The following is a 17,595-nucleotide window of genomic DNA, read 5'->3' on the forward strand; positions in this document are numbered from 1 at the left end:
TGTAGCTCTTACCTCGGTTCGGAGGACGCCGGATAGAGGCCGTGCGTCCGGATGTAGTCAAGCACGGCATCGGGCACCAGGAAGCGGATGGACTTCCCGGTAGCCAAGAGGCCGCGGATCTGGGTGGCGGACACCGCGAGCGGGTTCTGCCAGATAAAGGTGATCTGCCCGCCCGGCCCCTTCAGGGCCTGGGGATCGGGCTGACTGCGCGCCGCCAGGAAATCACGCAATTCCTGGCAGGGCTCGCTGTCGGCGTCGGGTCGTTGCAGGACCAGGATGTGGCACAGCTCCAGCAATTCGCGCCAGCGGTGCCAGCCTGGCAGGCCGCAGAAGGCGTCCCAGCCCAGCATGAGCAACAGCTGCACCTCATCGCCGAGTTCGGCGCGCAGGCTTTCCAGGGTCTCTATGGTATAGGAGTGACGCGTCCGGCGCAGTTCCCGGTCATCGACCACCAGGGTCGCGACGTCGGCCACCGCCAGGCGCACCATCGCCAGGCGATCCTCGGCGGAGACGCTGGGCGCTTCGCGATGGGGCGGTCGGGCGCTGGGAATCAGCCGTAGCTCGTCCAGCGCCAGGGCTTCGGCCACCTCCAGCGCCGCGCGCAGGTGGCCGATGTGCACGGGATCGAAGGTACCGCCGAACAAGCCGATGCGGGTGGGCAGGCTGCTCATCAGCTGCGGACGTGACCGTCGCCGAAGACCACGTATTTCTCGCTGGTCAGTCCTTCCAGGCCCACCGGCCCGCGGGCGTGCAGCTTGTCGGTGGAAATGCCGATCTCGGCGCCCAGGCCGTATTCGAAGCCGTCGGCGAAGCAGGTCGGCGCATTGACCATGACCGAACTGGAATCGACTTCGGCGAGGAAGCGTCGCGAACGGCCGAGATTTTCCGTCACGATCGCATCGGTGTGATGGGAGCCGTAGTGGTTGATATGCTCGATTGCCTGGTCCAGGCCCTCGACGATGCGGATCGACAGAATGGGTGCCAGGTATTCGGTGGACCAGTCGGCCTCGGTGGCGGGCAGGGCCTGGATCAGGTCACGCGTACGCTCGCAGCCCCGCAGTTCCACGCCCTTCTCTTCGAAGCGGCGCGCCATGGCCGGCAGGAAGGTTTCAGCCACCTTGGCATCGACCAGCAGCGTTTCCATGGCACCGCAGATGCCATAGCGGTAGCACTTGGCGTTGAAGGCGATGGACTCGGCCTTGGCAAGGTCGGCAGCCTCGTCGACATAGACGTGGCAGATACCGTCGAGGTGCTTGATCACCGGGACGCGGGCATCGTTGCTGATGCGCTCGATCAGATTCTTGCCACCCCGCGGCACGATGACGTCGACAAACTCCGGCATGGTGATCAGGGCGCCGACGGCAGCCCGGTCGGTGGTCTCCACCACCTGGACCGCGGCAGCGGGCAATCCGACCTTCGCCAGGCCCTTCTGAATGCAGGCCGCGATGGCGCGATTGGAGCGAATGGCTTCCGAGCCGCCGCGCAGGATGGTCGCGTTGCCCGACTTCAGGCAGAGACTGGCCGCATCGATCGTCACGTTGGGACGAGATTCATAAATGATGCCGATGACCCCCAGCGGCACGCGCATCTTGCCGATCTGGATACCGGAAGGCCGAGCGCTCAGGTCGCGAACGGCGCCCACGGGATCGGGCAAGGCGGCAACCTGTTTGAGACCGTTGATCATCGCGTCGATCCGTGCCGGCGTCAGCGTCAGCCGGTCCAGCAAGGCCGGCTCGAGTCCCGCTGCTGTGGCCGCGACGACATCCTCGGCATTGGCTGCGACCAACGCCTCGCGATCTTCGCCCAAGGCATCCGCAATGGCGCTCAACGCCAGGTTCTTCTGGCCAGTGGACGTACGAGCAAGGACCCGCGACGCGGCACGGGCAGCCTGGCCAAGACGGGTCATGTAGGCGGAGACGGACTCGGTCATGGTCGGCGGCCTGCGAAAGACGGTGGGAAAGCCGCAGAGTATAGCGTCGCCGGGCCCTGCGCGGCCAGCGCCGAGGGGCTTGGCCATGGCATTCGCCTGCGCGATTTGGTTGACTCGCCACGGCCTGTCGGGAATCATCCGCGGCTGTATTTGCCGTTCAGCTTGCGTTCAGCTATTCCCTAATAGCCGAAATCGCTCCAGCTCTGCGCCAGGTGCTGCAGCGACGCCTACCAGCCTTCACGGAAAGAACCATGCCCAAGCACCTCACCTTGTCCCTTGGTCTGCTCGCCCTGCTGATCCATGCCGACGCAACCTGGGCCGCCGCTGCCGACGCCGCGCCGACCGCGGCCGCCATCCAGGCCCTGGAAGCCCAGCTGAAGAAGACGCCCCAGGATCCGGATGCCCTGGGCAAGCTGGGCAGTGCCCGCCTGGCGCAGCAGCGCTGGACCGATGCCGAGCAGTTGCTGACCCAGGCCGTACAGAAAGGCGGTAAGACCTGGCAGCCGGCGCTGGACGAGGCGCGCTACCACCACCTGCTGGAACGCGCCCATGCGGCCGAGAACAAGCGCGAGCTGGACCAGGCGCGGGATCTCAGCGTCGAAGCCATCCGGCTGAAGCCCGAAGCGGTCGAGGCGCAGCTGTTCCTCGCCGGCATCCAGAGCCAGAAGCGCCAATGGGAACTGGCCGAGGCCACCTACCGCCAGGTGCTGATGCGCGAGCCGGCCAACGTCGACGCCTACTATGGGCGCATCGCCGCGCTCAACGAGCTGGGCCGCACAGAAGAAGCCCTGCAACTCACCAAGAATCTGCAGCCCAGCGCCAAGAATCAGGTCAAGGGCCTGGATCGCCTGCGCGCCGGCCAGGCCATGCAGGAGGCCGAAGCCGCCGAGGCGCGGGGCGATCTGCAGGGCGCCTCGCGCCTGCTGGAACAGGCCCGCAAGGAAGCCCCGGAAGATCCCTGGCTGCGCCTGGCCCAGGCCCGCCTGGAGGTCCGTCAGGGCCGACCGCGCGCCGCCCGCGATCTGGTGGACAGTCTGGTCAAGGATGGCGCCCAGCGCCCCGAGGTGCTCTATGCCAGCGCCCTGCTGTCCAACGAGCTGGGTGAATACCCGCGCGCCATGCAGACCCTGATGCGCATTCCCCAGGCGCAGCGTTCGCCGGATATGAACGCCCTGGCCGCGCGCATCACCTTCAACGAACAACTGGCCGAGACCGTGGCCCTGGCCAAGCAGGGTCGCCGCGAGGAAGCGCGCAGCCTGATGCAGCGCCTGGAAGCCCGCGCCGGGCGCAATCCGGATCTGATCGGCGATCTGGCCGAGGCCTTCGCCACCGCTGGCGATCCCGAACACGGTCTGGCCCTGCTCAAGCCGATGATCTCCGGCGATACCCGCCCGGCGCCCGCCATGCAGCTGCACTACGCCAGCATCCAGCTACAGCTGAACCAGGACCAGACCGTGGGCAACGTCCTGCGCGACCTGCAGGGCGTGGTACTCGACAGTGGCGAGAAGCAACAGTACGACGACCTCCTCGCCCGCTATCGCATCCGCCAGGCCGATCGCCTCACCGATCAGGGCAAGCTGGCCGCCGCCTACGACACCCTGGCCCCGGCGCTCAAGGCCCGTCCCGACGACAAGGCCGCCCAGGCCGCCCTGGCGCGCATGTACCTGGCCAGTGGCGACACCCAGAAGGCCCGCCAGCTCTATCGCGACGTGCTCAGCGACCAGCCCAAGGACGCCGAACTCTATCTGGGCGCCGCTGAGATCGCCGCCAAGTCCCAGGACAGCGTCACCGCCCGCCAGTATCTGGATCAGGCGGTCAAGCTCGGCCAGAGCGATCCCCAGGTGCTGCGCCGCGCCGCCCTGCTCTATCGCGACATCGGCATGGCCGGTACCGCGACCGGCCTGCTGGAGCAGGTGGTGCAGGTGGAGCGCAAGGATCGCGAATCCGCGGCCCGCGCCGCCGGTGCCAGCGACAATCCCTTCGCCACCCTGCCCGGGCAGACCCGCAGCGATGACGCCCTGGCCGCCGTTCCGGCCGCCGCGGGTGGCAACGCCGGCGGCGCCGACTACGCCTGGAGCGATCCGCTGCAGGCGCAGAAGGCTGCCAACAACCCCTTCAACGACCTGTCCGTGGTACCCACCAGCAGCCTGTCGAGCAGCCTGGCCACCGAGCAGATACTCGGTCAGTTGCAGCGCGAGCGCAGCATCCGCATCACCCAGGGTCTGAGCGTACGCAGCTACGATCCCAGCGGCAGTTCGCGTCAGACCACCGTCAGCGCGCCGCTGGAGATCTCCTTCCCCGCCGGCGACCAGCGCCTGGCCGTGCGTGTCACCCCGACGCGAATCAACGACAGCAGCAGCGAGGGCAGCCAGAAGGAAAACGGCGTGGCGGCATCCATCGCCGTGGAAGACGCCGGGCGCGGCCTCAAGGGCGATATCGGCGTCTCGCCGGTGGGCCTGAGATACAGCACCGTGGTCGGCGGCGCGACCCTGGAACGCCCGCTGAGCAGCCTCAGCGAGAACCTGCTCTATGCCCTGAGCGTGTCGCGGCGTTCGGTGACCGACTCCCTGGCCTCCTACGGCGGCATCCGCGATCCGCGCACCGGCCAGGAGTGGGGCGGCGTCACCGCCAATGGCGGCCTGGCGCGGCTGAGATACGACGACGGGCGCTACGGCTCCTACATCTACGGCGCGGCCCATCGCCTGACTGGCCATGACGTCAAGGACAACGACCGCTTCGAGATCGGCACCGGCGTCTACTACTATCTGCGCAATGGCCCGGACAGCCTGTTCACCGTGGGCCTCTCGGCCACCGCGATCGGCTACGACAACAACCAGAATCACCTGACCTACGGCCATGGCGGTTACTTCAGTCCACAGCGCTACTTCGCCATCGGCGTGCCCCTGGTGTGGGCGCAGCGCGGCGATCTCTGGGCCTATCAGGTGCAGGGCATGCTGGGCGTGCAGACCATTCGCCAGGACGCTGCGGATCGCTATCCCGACGACGCCGCCCTGCAGGCGGCCGCGGAAGCCGCCGGCGAAGGCCAATACGGCAGCAAGAGCAAGACCGGCGTGGCCTACAGCCTCTCGGCCAGCGGCGAATACCGCCTCAGCGGGCAGTTCGCTCTGGGGGGCCGTCTGGGCATGGACAATGCCCAGGACGAGCGCGACGTCAACGGCAACCTCTATCTGCGCTACTTCTTCGAAGAGCAGGAAGGCCGACCGCAACTCTCGCGGCCGCAGCCCTACCGTTCGCGCAACGAGGAATAAGCACAAAGGCCCGCACCCGCGGGCCTTTTTCTTACCCTGCGGCATCCTTCCTTCGCCGCCGAAACGACCGCTCATCCCCACATTCGTCGTCGCTTCGACCGCCCCATCCCCAGGCCGCGCCTTTCGTCCGAACCGCACCAGACATGGCGTTGACGAGGCGTTGAGGTCATCCAACCATTGCCGCAAGACAGGGGCGAATAGCGCAACTATCCGTTCGCTCCGCTGCAATGCCCGCATACGCATTTTCAATTGGTGCGTCACGAATCCCGCGTGACAGTATTCGCAAAAATGACGCCTGGTGGCTTTTAGCCATTAATCTGACGTCAAGCATCCGCTCAGCCCCTCAACCTCCCGGAATCAGCCATGGTCCGTTCGCTGGATATTGCCAATCTGTTCCGCTCCTTCGGCGGTGATCCCCAGCGCTACCAGGAATTCGAGGCGCCCGAAGCGGAGTTGCATGAGGCGGTCTCGACGGCTGCGCCGCTGCCGTCCCCACGCGCACCGGTCGAAGCGGTCAGGGCGCTTGCCGAGTCTGCCGTTCAGGCCGAGCCAGGCGAGTTGCCGCCGCTGTCGCGGGAGCTGGCGCAGCTGCACAGCAGCCGCCAGGCCAGCCAGGCGGCTGCTGCGCTGGATCAGGCGCTGAGTCGCTCGCGACCGGCACTGGCCGGTCCAGTGCTGGCACTGACCTCGGCCCGGGGCGGGACCGGCAAGACGGTCATCGCCGCAGGCCTGGCCCAGGCACTGAGCCGCAGCGGCCAGGCGGTGCTGCTGATGGAGCTGGACAGTCAGAACGTGCTGTCTTCGCTGTTGCTGCAGGAAGCCTCGTCCACCACCGGCTCGATCAGGGCTCCGCTCTCCGCCTGCCTGGCGGTGGACGATCGCCTGCGCCTGGTGCCCTTCGGCGCCCCCGACGACCTGGATCTGCAGGCTTTGGAACGCGCGCTGGCCACCGACACCCAGTGGCTGACGCGGCGCCTGCAGGCACTCGACGTCCCGGCCGACACCCTGGTGATCCTCGACTGCCCCACGGGCTCGACGCCCTTGACTCGTCAGGCGCTGGCCCTGGCCACCCGGGTCCTCGGGGTGACGACCGCGGATGCGACCGGCTATGCCAGTCTGCCGCGCCTCGAACGCCAGTGGCAGCACTGCACCGGCCAGGTCCATCCGCTGCACCTGCTCAACCGGGTCGATCCCGCACGTCCCCTGAGTCAGGACATCGCTGCCATCGTGGCGCATTCCTGGGGCGACCGCCTTCTCGGCGTACTGCCGGAAAGTCCTGATCTGGAGCAGGCACTGGCCTTGGGCCAGGGGTTGGCCAGCGTCCAGGACGCCTGGGCGCACGGCCTCGCCGAGTTGGGCCGGAAATTGCTCGGCGAGCTGCGACCGGCCTTGCGTTACGCGGCGCATTCCTAGCCATGAGCGTTCTCGACCGCCTGGATCAGGTTCGCCAGCGCCGCGCGGCGCGCAGTGCCGACGTCCCGCCCGCAACGCCGGTGGCGCCGGCCTGGCTGCAGCTGCTCGCCTGGACGGCCGCCGCGCTGCTGGGCGCCCTGCTGGTGAGCGTACCCCTGGCGCTGGAAGAGCAGGCGCTGTTCGCCGTCGGCTGCTTCGTCGCGGCCCTGCTGCTGCGCCGGCTGCCCGGGCGGCTGCCGGTGATCGCGCTGATCCTCTTGTCGCTGCTGGCGTCGCTGCGCTACCTCTACTGGCGCCTGACCAGCACCTTGGGCTTCGAGACGCCGCTGGAAATGGTGCTCGGCTACGGGCTGGTGGCCGCCGAGCTCTATGCCCTGGCGGTGCTGGTGTTCGGCTATCTGCAGACCATCTGGCCGCTGCGCCGCACACCGGTGCCGCTGCCGGCCGATCCGGCCGCCTGGCCCACCGTGGACGTCTTCATCCCCACCTACAACGAAGCCCTGAGCATCGTGAAGCTGTCGATCCTGGCGGCCCAGGCCATCGACTGGCCGCGCGACAAGCTCAGGGTGCACGTGCTCGACGATGGCCGCCGCGAGGACTTCCGCCACTTCTGCGCGACCGCTGGCGTCTCCTACCTGGTGCGCGAGAACAACGAGCATGCCAAGGCCGGCAATCTCAACGCGGCGCTCAAGGTGACCGATGGCGAGTACATCGCCATCTTCGATGCCGACCACGTGCCGACGCGCTCCTTCCTGCAGGTCTGCCTGGGCTGGTTCCTCAAGGATCCGCAGCTGGCCATGCTGCAGACGCCGCACTTCTTCTTTTCCCCGGATCCCTTCGAGAAGAACCTCAAGACCTTTCGCACCGTGCCCAACGAGGGCGAACTGTTCTATGGGCTGGTGCAGGACGGCAACGACCTGTGGAACGCCACCTTCTTCTGCGGCTCCTGCGCGGTGATCCGGCGCACCATGCTGGAAGAGGTCGGCGGCGTGGCCACCGAGACGGTGACCGAAGACGCCCACACCGCGCTCAAGCTCAATCGGCTCGGTTACAACACCGCTTACCTGGGCATTCCCCAGGCCGCCGGTCTGGCCACCGAAAGCCTGTCGCGCCATATCGCCCAGCGCATCCGCTGGGCCCGCGGCATGGCGCAGATCTTTCGCATGGACAATCCGCTGCTGGGCAAGGGCCTCGCCCTCGGCCAGCGGCTCTGCTACCTCAACGCCATGCTGCACTTCTTCTATGGTCTGCCGCGCCTGGTGTTCCTCACCGCGCCACTGGCCTATCTGCTGTTCAGCGCGCAGATCTTTCACGCCTCGGCACTGCTGATCACCTGCTATGTGCTGCCCCATGTGCTGCATTCCAACCTGACCAACTCGCGCATCCAGGGCGAATTCCGCCACTCCTTCTGGAACGAGGTCTACGAGACGGTGCTGGCCTGGTACATCCTCAGACCCACGCTGCTGGCGCTGATCAACCCACGGCTGGGCAAGTTCAACGTCACCGACAAGGGTGGCATCATCGCCCGCGACTACTTCGACTGGGAGCTGGCACGGCCCTACATCGTGCTGCTGGCACTCAATCTGCTCGGTCTGGGCGTGGGTATCGGTCGGCTGTTCTTCGGCGATCCCGAAGCGGTGACCACGGTGGCCATCAATCTGGTCTGGACTCTCTACAACCTGGTGATCGCCAGTGCCGCGGTGGCCGTGGCGAGCGAGACGCGCCAGGTACGCGCCGAACCGCGGGTGGCCGCCACCCTGCCGGCCGGACTCGTCCTCGCCGATGGCAGCCGCCTGGCGTGCACTACCCTGGACTTCTCCCAGAGCGGCGTTGGCCTGCAGCTACCCGAGGGTGTGCAGGTGCCCGAGGGCAGCGCGGTCGAGGTGGAACTCAGCCGCGACGGTCGCAGCCGCCGCTTCCCGGCCACCGTGGCCTTCAGCCGCGCCGGCGCTGTGGGCACCCGCTTCGCCGAGCTCAGCGTCACCGAACAGCGCGAGCTGGTGCGCATGACCTTTTCCCGCGCCGATCTCTGGGCCGAGGCCTGGGGCAATCATCGCCCGGACTCCCTTTTGGGCTCGCTGCGCGAGGTCAGTCTGATCGGCGTGCGCGGCATCGCCGATCTCAATCGCAACGTCTGGCGCCTGAGCCGACCTTCCCGGCGCACGGCGCCCTCCTCTTCCGCCTCCCTGGACCGCCCATGACCGTGTCGCTTCGTCTCGCCCCGCTCCTGCTCGCCACCCTGGGTGCCGCACCCGCCATCACCCTGGCCCAGAGCGCACCCCCGGTGGCCGTGGCCATGGCCGGCAGCGGCTACGACAACAGCTTCAAGCAGCTCGGCGCGGTCTATCCCTTCAATCTGCGCGGCATCGACAGTCGCGACGGGGTCAGCTTCGATATCCGTGCCGACGAGATCGTCAGCGCCGCCAAGGTGACGCTGAACTACACCTATTCCCCGGCGCTGCTGCCGGAGTTATCCCAGCTCAATGTACTGGTCAACGACGAGGTCGCCGCCAGCATTCCGCTGCCCAAGGAGACCGCCGGCACGCCCCAGACCCGGGTGGTGGATATCCCGCCGCGGCTGATCACCGAGTTCAACCGGCTGAGCATCCAGCTGATCGGCCACTACACCATGCAGTGCGAAGACCCGCTGCACTCCAGTCTCTGGGCCAAGGTGAGCAACGGCAGCCGCCTGGACATCCAGGTCAACCGCCTGGACCTGGCGCCGGATCTGGCGCGCCTGCCGCAGCCGTTCTTCGATCGCCGCGATGCCCGCCCGCTGGAGCTGCCCTTCGTCATCGCCGGAGCGGCGGACAACGGCACCCTGGAGGCCGCCGGCACCCTGTCGTCCTGGTTCAGCGCTCTGGCCAGCTATCGCGGCGCCCGCTTTCCCAGCAGCCAGAGCGCCTTGCCGGCCAAGGGCAATGCGGTGGTGCTGGTCACCAGCGAAGAGCGCGCCAAGACCCTGGGCCTGAGTCTGCCGGCACCGACGGCGGCGCGGGTCGACATCCTGGTCAACCCCTTTGATCCCCAGGGCCAGCTGCTGGTGATCTCCGGGCGCGATGCCAACGAACTCAAGCGCGCCGCGAGCGCCGTGGCCCTGGGTCACCAGACCCTGTCCGGCCAGGGCATGACCATCGAGACCCTGCAGGCGCTGCAACCGCGCAAGCCCTACGATGCGCCCAACTGGCTGCCCAGCGACCGACCGGTGCGTCTGGGCGAGCTGGCGACGCCCAAGGAGCTCGCCGTCTCCGGCTACGCGCCGGGAACGGTGACCGTGCCGCTGCGACTGCCGCCGGACCTGTTCCTCTGGCGCAACCAGGGGTTGCCGCTGCACCTCAGATACCGCTACACCCCGCAGCCGGTGGCGACCAATTCCTCGCTGCTGGTGAGCTTCAACGACCGCTTCGTGCAGTCCATCCCCCTGCCGTCCCAGGAGCACCTGGACCAGGGCTTGCTGGGTCTGATCAAGGACGAGGAATTGCCCCGCGAGGCCGAGGTGCGGCTGCCACTGGATGGGGAGGCACTGCAGGCCCGCCTGCAATTCCGCTTCATGTACGACTACCTCAAGCAGGGTGAATGCCGCGACGTCATCATCGACAACATGCGCGGCACCCTGGAACCGGACTCGACCCTGGATCTGTCCGGCTATCGGCACTTCATCGCCCTGCCCAATCTGGGCGTGTTCAAGGACAGCGGCTTTCCCTTCACCCGCCTGGCGGATCTGAGCGAAACCGCGGTGATCCTGCCCGATGCGCCCAGCGCAGCGGAGATCGACAGCTACCTGAACGTGCTCGGCCGCTTCGGCAGTTCCACCGGCTATCCCGCCACCGCGGTCACCGTGGCCCGCGCGGGCGAGGTCGAGGGTCTGGCCGACAAGGACCTGCTGCTGATCGCCAGCGGCGCCGACCAGCCGCTGCTGCAGCGCTGGGCCGCCCAGTTGCCGGCCGGCTTCGCCGGCAACAGCCAGCGCTTCGAGGTTTCCGACCTGGCGTTCAAGGTGCGCCAGTGGTTCAGCAGTGACAACGCGGTCAGCCTGGCGCGCAGCCGCGCGGCCCTGAGTGCCAGTGGCGGTGCCGGCACGGCCTTCGTCGCCGGCTTCGAATCGCCGCTCAGGAGCGGTCGCAGCGTGGTGGCCCTGGTCGCCGCCCGCCCCGAAGGTCTGGCCGACATCAGCCGCGCCCTCACCACCCGGGAAGACTATGCCCAGGGGCTGCAGGGCAGCCTGGCCACGGTGCGCGGCCAGCAGGTGGAGAGCCTGGTGGCCGACGAGACCTATCACATCGGTAGCCTGGGGCCGCTGCTCTATGTCCGCTGGCAACTGGCTCGCCACCCGCTGTTGATGCTGGGCTTGAGCGCCCTGGGCGTGGCCTTGCTGGCCGGCCTGCTCTATGCGGCGCTGCGTGCCCGTGCCCGTCAACGGCTGGAGCGCTAGACCATGATCCGCACGCCACTGTTGGCTACCCTGCTGACCGGTCTCCTGCTGCCGCCGCTGGCCCTGGCGGCCGGCACGCCCGAAGCGCTGCTCATCGAGCAGGGGCATTTCTGGCAGGCACGCAAGAACGCGCCCCGCGCCCAGGAGACCTGGAACAAACTGCTCGAACTGGATGCGCAGCAGCCCGAGGCGCTCTACGGCCTGGGCCTGATCGAGGTACAGGCCGACCGGCTGTCGGCGGCCCAGGCCTATCTGCGCCGCCTGCAGGCGCTCAAGCCCCTGCCCCAGCAGGCCTTGCAACTGGAACAGGACATCGCCCTGGCCAGTGGCGACAATCCGCAGCGCCTGGTGGATGCCCGCCAGTTGGTCAGCGAAGAAAAGCCCGTGCCGGCCCTGGCGCTCTATCGCCAGCTGTTTGGCGGTCGGCTGCCCCAGGGCGATCTGGCGCGGGAGTACTACGACATCCTCGCCTATACCCCCAATGGCTGGCAGGAAGCGGGTCCAGGCATCGAGCGCCTGCGCAAGCTGCAACCTGCCGACCCGGCGCTGATGCTGATCCAGGCCAAGCACCTGGCGCGTTTTCCGGCCAGTCGCAGCCGTGGCATCCAGGCCCTGGCCGATCTCAGCACGCGTAAGGACATCGGCGGCGAGGCCGCTGAGTACTGGCGCCAGGCCCTGGTCTGGAGCGGTCCGCCCGGTCCGGCCGAGGTGCCGCTGTTCGAGGCCTATCTACGCCAGCATCCCGACGACGCCGAGTTGCGCGCCCAGCTGGAAAAGGGCCGTGCCCTGAATCGCAGCGGCGGTCTGGATCCGCAACTGGCCCGCGGCATCGAGGCCTTGCGCCGCAATGAGCTGGGCGCTGCCGAAGAGGCCTTCCAGGCACGGCTCAAGACGGCACCTAACGACGCCAACGCCCTGGGCGGACTGGGCATCGTCCGCCAGCGCCAGGAGCGCTTCAGCGACGCCGAGGACCTCTTGAGCCGCGCCAGCCGCCAACCGGGCGGGGCGCGCTGGCAGGCGCCCCTGGCCGAGGTGCGCTACTGGGCGCTGCTCGCCCAGGCCCGTCAGGCCCAGCAGAGCAACGACTTCACTACCGCCCGTGCCCGCGTGGAGCAGGCGCTGCGGCTGGACGCCAAGCGTCCGGAAGCGCCGCTAGCCCTGGCCGGACTCCAGGCCCAGACCGGGCAGCTGGACGCCGCCGAGGCCGGTTATCGGCGGATCCTGCAGCAGGATCCGCGCAATCTGGAAGCCCGCCGCGGCCTGATCGACCTGCTGGCCGAGAGCGACCGTCCGGCCGAGGCCCTGCGCCTGCTCGACACCCTGACCCCGGCCGAGCGCGCCAAGCTCGGCAATCTGGATCGGCTCAAGGCCACCCAGGCCCTGCAGGAAGCCAAGCTGGCCGAAGGTCGTGGCGATCTCCAGGGCGCCCGGCGCGCCCTGGAAGACGCTCGCCGCGCCGATCCGGACGACGTCTGGACGCTGCTCGCCCTGGCCCGCCTGCAGCTACGCCAGGGCCAGGCTCAGGCGGCCCGCCAGACCCTGGACAGTGGCCTAGCCAAGGATCCCCAACGCCCCGAGGCGCTCTATGTCCGCGCCCTGTTCGCCCTGGAGCAGCAGGATCCCGCGGCGGCGCGCGAGCTGCTCGGGCGCATCCCGTCGGCCCAGCGCACTCCGGCCATGAACGGCCTGGCCACCGATCTCGACTTCGATGCCAGGGTAAGCGCCGCTCGCGACCTAGCCCGCCGCGGCCAGCAGCAGGCCGCACGCCGCCAGCTGGCGGCCCTGGAGCCGCAGGCCGGCGAGCGCGCCGCGGCCCTGGGTGGTCTGGCAGCGGCCTATGCCGAGGCCGGCGATCCCGAACGCGGTCTGCGCCTGCTGCGCGATGTCCTGGCCCGCGAACGCACGCCCGATCCCGCCCTGCGCCTGCAATATGGCGAGGTGCTGCTGCGCAGTGGCGCCGACGACGAGGTCAACGCCCTGCTGCACGACCTCCAGGGGCAGCGCCTGAGCGCCGCGCACCGTCAGGGCTATGAAGACCTGCTCTATCGCTATCGGGTGCGCCAGGCCGACCAGCTGCGCGAGCGCGGCGATCTGGTCACCGCCTACGACACCCTCGCGCCAGCCCTGGCCCAGCGCCCGGACGATGACCTGGCCAATGCCGCCCTGGCGCGGTTGTACCTGGCCAATGGTGAGGCCGACAAGGCGCTGCGCCTCTATGAGCCCCTGTTGCGCCGCGCGCCCGACAATCCCGGGCTGCAACTGGGCGCGGCCGATGCGGCCGTGCGGGCCCGTGACAGCGCCTATGCCGAACGCGCCCTCGAACGCGCCGTCACCCTGGGCGCCGATGACGTGGCGGTGCTGACCGAGGCCGCACGTCTCTATCGCGCCCTGGGCCGCGATGGCCGGGCCACCGAACTGCTGCGCCAGGTGGTCGCGGTGGAGCGCCGCGACGCCGAGACCGCGCGGCCCCTGGCCAGCGCGCCGGCCAATCCCTTCGGCACGCGGCGCGGCAGCGCCACCCTGGCCAGCCAGGCCATTCCGCCCACTGCCGACCAGTTGCTGGCGGCGGCCAAGGCCGCACCCCTGGCGGACGCGCCCGTGGCCCCGCAGGACAGCGCCGCCGAGCGCGCCCTGGACGACCTGTTGCAGACCCGCAGTGCGCGCATCACCCAGGGCCTCACCGTGCGCAGCAACGACAACGAGCGCGGCCTCGGCAAGCTCACCGACGTGGAGGCGCCGCTGGAGATCGACTTCCCGCTGGGCGACGTGCGCCTGGCCGTGCGGGTGACCCCGGTCAGCCTGAACGCCGGCAGCGTCGGCAGCGACGCCCGCAGTCGCTTCGGTGGCGGTCCGGCCGCGACCCAGGCCGCGCCGGATGCCTCGCCGGGCAGCCAGAGCGACAGCGGCGTGGGCCTCGCGGTGGCCTACAGCGATCCCCAGCGCGGTCTCAAGGCCGACGCTGGCACCACCCCCCTGGGCTTTCTCTATTCGACGCCAGTGGGAGGGGTGAGCCTGGAGCGGCCGCTGACCGATAACAGCCGCTACACCCTCTCGGCCTCGCGCCGCGCGGTGATCGACAGCCTGACCTCCTTTGCCGGCAGCGAGGACGCCCGTACCGGTCAGCAATGGGGCGGCGTGACCGCCAACGGCGTACGCGGCCAGCTCGGTTATGACGACCGCCAGTTCGGCGCCTATGCCTATGCTTCCTGGTACCGGCTGCTGGGCAACCATGTCGCCGACAATAGCCGCACCGAATTGGGCACCGGGCTGTATCGCTATCTGATCAACAGCGAAGACAGCCGCCTGACGCTGGGCCTGTCCCTCACCGGCATCGCCTACGACAACAACCAGGCCTTCTTCACCTACGGCCATGGCGGCTACTTCAGTCCGCAGCGCTTCTATGCCCTGGGCGTGCCCCTGACCTGGTCGCAGCGTACCGATCGCTGGACCTGGCAGCTGCGCGGCGCGGTAGGCGTGCAGCGCATCGTGCAGGACGGCGCCGACTTCTATCCGACCGACGCCCGGCTGCAGGCCGCGGCGAGCCAGGCGCTCGGCGCCCCGGCGGTCTATGGCGGCCAGAGCAAGACCAGTATCGGCTACAGCCTCCATGGCGCCACCGAGTACCAGCTCGGGCGCCAGCTGTTCGTTGGCGGCAACCTCGGCGTCGACAACGGCCGCGATTTCCAACAGCTCAATGGCGGCCTCTATCTGCGCTATACGCTGGATCCCCAGGACCGTGCACTCGCCCTGCCGGTCAGTCCCTATCGTTCCCCCTACGACAACTGATTCACGGAGCTCCCATGGCAGCCAGCCTTCTCACCGGCCTTACCATTCTCATGATCGGCGACAGCCACCTGGCCACCCCCGACTACCTGATCGGCGCCCTGCAGGACAGCCTGGTGCAGCAAGGCGCCAAGGTGCACACCCTGGGTATCTGCGGCACCAACGCCGGCGACTGGCTCAAGGTCACCCCTGGCACCTGCGGCGGCGCCGAGCGGCGCAACGGCGACAAGGCCGTGGTGCTCGGCGGCAAGGCCGCCACCCAGCCGATCAACGAACTCATCGCCGCCGACAAGCCCGACCTGGTGCTGATCGTCATGGGCGACACCATGGCCAGCTACACCAACCCCAGCTTTCCCAAGACCTGGGTCTGGCAGCAGACCACCAGCCTGACCAAGGCCATCGCCGCCACCAAGACCCACTGCGCCTGGGTCGGCCCGACCTGGGGCACCGAGGGCGGCAAATACGGCAAGACCTTCGACCGGGTCAAGCTGATGTCCGGCTTCCTCGCCAGCAACGTCGCACCCTGCAGCTACATCGACTCTCTGAGCTTCGCCAAGCCCGGTCAGTGGGCCACCATCGACGGCCAGCACCTCACCGGCCCGGGCTACAAGTCCTGGAGTTCGGCCATCGTCGACGCCCTGAACAAGCTGCCCGCCGACAAACTCAAGGGAGCCGCCCAGTGAAGGCCCTGCTGCTGCTCGGCCTGCTAGTGAGCGGGATGGCCCAGGCCGAGGTGTCCCTCTATCCCACCGGCCCCAGCGAAGACTCGGCTTTCCTCAGATTCGTCAACGCCGGCAGCGAGCCGCTGGCGCTACAGGCCTCCGGCTCCGCCGCACGGCTCCAACTGGAAGCCGCCAAGCCGGTCTCCGACTACCTGACGGTGCCGGCGACCAAGGCCATCCAGGGCGAACTGGTCCAGGGCGCGGCCAAGGCCCCGCTGGAGCTGACCGTGGCCGCCGGTGAATTCGCCACCCTGGTAGTTCTGCCCGGCAGCCCGCTGGTGCAGCGCCTGGTGCGCGAGCAACCCGACGACTTCAACGCCCTCAAGGCCTCGCTGGCCTTCTACAGCCTGGATCCGCAGTGCGCGAGCCCGGGGCTGCAGGCGGCCGGTCGCAATGCCGAGATATTCAAGAACGTTGCCGACGGCACCCTCCAGCGCCGCAGCCTCAACGCCGTGGCGCTCAAGGTGCAGCTGACCTGCGCCGGCCAAGCCACCGGTGACGCCCTGGACCTGGGCGAACTCAAGGCCGGCGAGCGCTACAGCGTGCTGCTGCTACCCGGCGCCGCGGGTCCGCGGTTGCTCGCCACCCAGGACGCTATCGCCCACTAAGGACAGCCGCTCGATGGTCTTCGCCTCGCTGGAATTCCTCACCCTCTTCCTGCCGCTGTTCCTGCTGGTCTACGCCCTGGCGCGGCCCGGCGGGCGCAACGGGGTGCTGCTGGTGGGCAGCTGGCTGTTCTATGGCTGGCTGAGTCCGCTGTTCCTGCTGCTGCACATGGCCCTGGCCTTGCTGGCCTGGGTCGGCGGGCTACTGGTGGATCGCGCGCGCGAAGGCTCAAGGACCCGGCTGCGGCTGCTCGCCGGGCTGATCGTGCTCAACCTGGCGGTGCTCTGCTGGTACAAGTACGCCAACATCGTCGCCGCCACCTGGAGTCAGGTGCTGGTGAGCGCCGGCGCCCTGCCGCTGGACTGGCAGAAGGTGGCCTTGCCGGCCGGGCTGTCCTTTATCGTGCTGCAGGCCATCTCCTACCTGGTGGATGTCCACCGCCACGTGGTGCCGGTGGAGCGCAGCTTCGTCAACTACGCCACCTACCTCTCCATGTTCGGCCACTCCATTGCCGGGCCGATCATCCGCTACGACTGGGTGCGGCGCGAACTCAACCAGCGCTGGTTCACTCGTGAGAATTTCGCCCTCGGCGCGCGCCGTTTCATGATCGGCCTATGCATGAAGGTGCTGGTGGCCGACACCCTGTCGCCGCTGGTGGATGTGGCCTTCCACCTCGATCAGCCGTCCTTCGTCGACGCCTGGATCGGCTGCCTGGCCTATTCGCTGCAGCTGTTCTTCGACTTCGCCGGCTACAGCGCCATGGCCATCGGCCTGGGCCTGATGCTGGGTTTCCACTTCCCGGAAAACTTCAACCGACCCTATCTCGCCCGCAGCATCCAGGACTTCTGGCGGCGCTGGCACCTGTCGCTGTCCAGCTGGCTGCGCGACTACCTCTATATCTCCCTGGGCGGCAATCGCGGCGGTCGCTGGCGCACCTATCGCAATCTCTTCCTGACCATGGCCATCGCCGGCCTCTGGCACGGCGGCGACAGCTGGAACTACCTGCTCTGGGGCATGCTGCACGGCCTGGCGCTGTGCCTGGATCGCCTCTGGGACGAACTCGGTGGCCGCCCGCTGCCGCGTCCCCTGGCCCACGGCCTGACCCTGCTGTTCGTGGCCCTGGCCTGGACACTGTTCCGCGCGCCGGACTTCGCCACGGCGCTGTCGATGTACGCCGGTCAGTTCGGCCTGCACGGCTTCGCCCTGGGCGATGCCCTGGCCGTGACCCTGAGACCCGTGCACGGCCTGGCTGCCGCCCTGGGTGTGGCCTGCGTCCTCGCCCCGCTGTGGCAGGCGCGCATCGAGGCGCGTCTGCCTGGCAGCGCCCTGCTGCGCGGTGTCGGTGCCTTTTGGCCGATAGCCGGCTTCCTGCTCTGCTTCGCGCTGATCGCCAGCCGCGAAGCCGTGCCCTTCCTCTACTTCCAGTTCTGAGGCCGCCGT

At 68.6% G+C, this 17,595-nt stretch carries 10 protein-coding genes; 8 read left to right on the top strand and 2 right to left on the bottom strand.

The window, feature by feature from the left end:
- Nucleotides 1-8: 8 nt before the first annotated feature.
- Together nadD and C722_RS0121595 are read right to left on the bottom strand one after the other, a co-directional pair.
- Nucleotides 9-671: a nicotinate-nucleotide adenylyltransferase gene (gene nadD / locus C722_RS0121590; protein WP_017642517.1), complete on the bottom strand. Its 663-nt coding sequence runs from the start codon at nucleotides 669-671 to the stop codon at nucleotides 9-11.
- Complete coding sequence (locus tag C722_RS0121595; RefSeq protein WP_026084015.1) at nucleotides 671-1,930, bottom strand: glutamate-5-semialdehyde dehydrogenase; 1,260 nt, start codon at nucleotides 1,928-1,930, stop codon at nucleotides 671-673. The genes nadD and C722_RS0121595 overlap by 1 nt, the downstream gene beginning before the upstream one ends.
- Before the next feature lie 251 nt (nucleotides 1,931-2,181).
- Between C722_RS0121595 and C722_RS0121600 the strand changes: the two genes are divergently transcribed.
- From C722_RS0121600 to C722_RS0121635, 8 genes are all read left to right on the top strand, one after another.
- Entirely contained in the window at nucleotides 2,182-5,199 is a 3,018-nt protein-coding gene (locus C722_RS0121600; protein WP_017642519.1) for a cellulose biosynthesis protein BcsC, read from the top strand.
- Between the two features lie 363 nt (nucleotides 5,200-5,562).
- Nucleotides 5,563-6,612: a cellulose synthase operon protein YhjQ/BcsQ gene (locus C722_RS25510; protein WP_017642520.1), complete on the top strand. Its 1,050-nt coding sequence runs from the start codon at nucleotides 5,563-5,565 to the stop codon at nucleotides 6,610-6,612.
- A gap of 2 nt (nucleotides 6,613-6,614) precedes the next feature.
- Entirely contained in the window at nucleotides 6,615-8,813 is a 2,199-nt protein-coding gene (gene bcsA / locus C722_RS0121610) for a UDP-forming cellulose synthase catalytic subunit (RefSeq protein ID WP_017642521.1), read from the top strand.
- A complete protein-coding gene (gene bcsB / locus C722_RS0121615; protein WP_017642522.1) occupies nucleotides 8,810-11,044 on the top strand; it encodes a cellulose biosynthesis cyclic di-GMP-binding regulatory protein BcsB in 2,235 nt (744 codons plus the stop codon). The genes bcsA and bcsB overlap by 4 nt, the downstream gene beginning before the upstream one ends.
- Before the next feature lie 3 nt (nucleotides 11,045-11,047).
- Nucleotides 11,048-14,830 carry a cellulose biosynthesis protein BcsC gene (locus tag C722_RS0121620; RefSeq protein WP_017642523.1) on the top strand — a complete coding sequence of 1,261 codons (3,783 nt, stop codon included), beginning with the start codon at nucleotides 11,048-11,050 and terminating at the stop codon, nucleotides 14,828-14,830.
- A gap of 14 nt (nucleotides 14,831-14,844) precedes the next feature.
- A complete protein-coding gene (locus C722_RS0121625; RefSeq protein WP_017642524.1) occupies nucleotides 14,845-15,510 on the top strand; it encodes a cell division protein FtsQ in 666 nt (221 codons plus the stop codon).
- Between the two features lie 35 nt (nucleotides 15,511-15,545).
- Nucleotides 15,546-16,157 (top strand): alginate O-acetyltransferase AlgF, encoded by a 612-nt coding sequence (locus C722_RS0121630; protein WP_051226201.1) that lies wholly within the window; start codon nucleotides 15,546-15,548, stop codon nucleotides 16,155-16,157.
- A 13-nt stretch (nucleotides 16,158-16,170) separates the two neighbouring features.
- Complete coding sequence (locus C722_RS0121635) at nucleotides 16,171-17,586, top strand: MBOAT family protein (protein WP_017642526.1); 1,416 nt, start codon at nucleotides 16,171-16,173, stop codon at nucleotides 17,584-17,586.
- Nucleotides 17,587-17,595 lie beyond the last annotated feature (9 nt).

The organism is Pseudomonas sp. 313 (assembly GCF_000316965.1).
GTDB classification, from domain to species: Bacteria; Pseudomonadota; Gammaproteobacteria; order Pseudomonadales; family Pseudomonadaceae; genus Chryseomonas; species Chryseomonas benzopyrenica.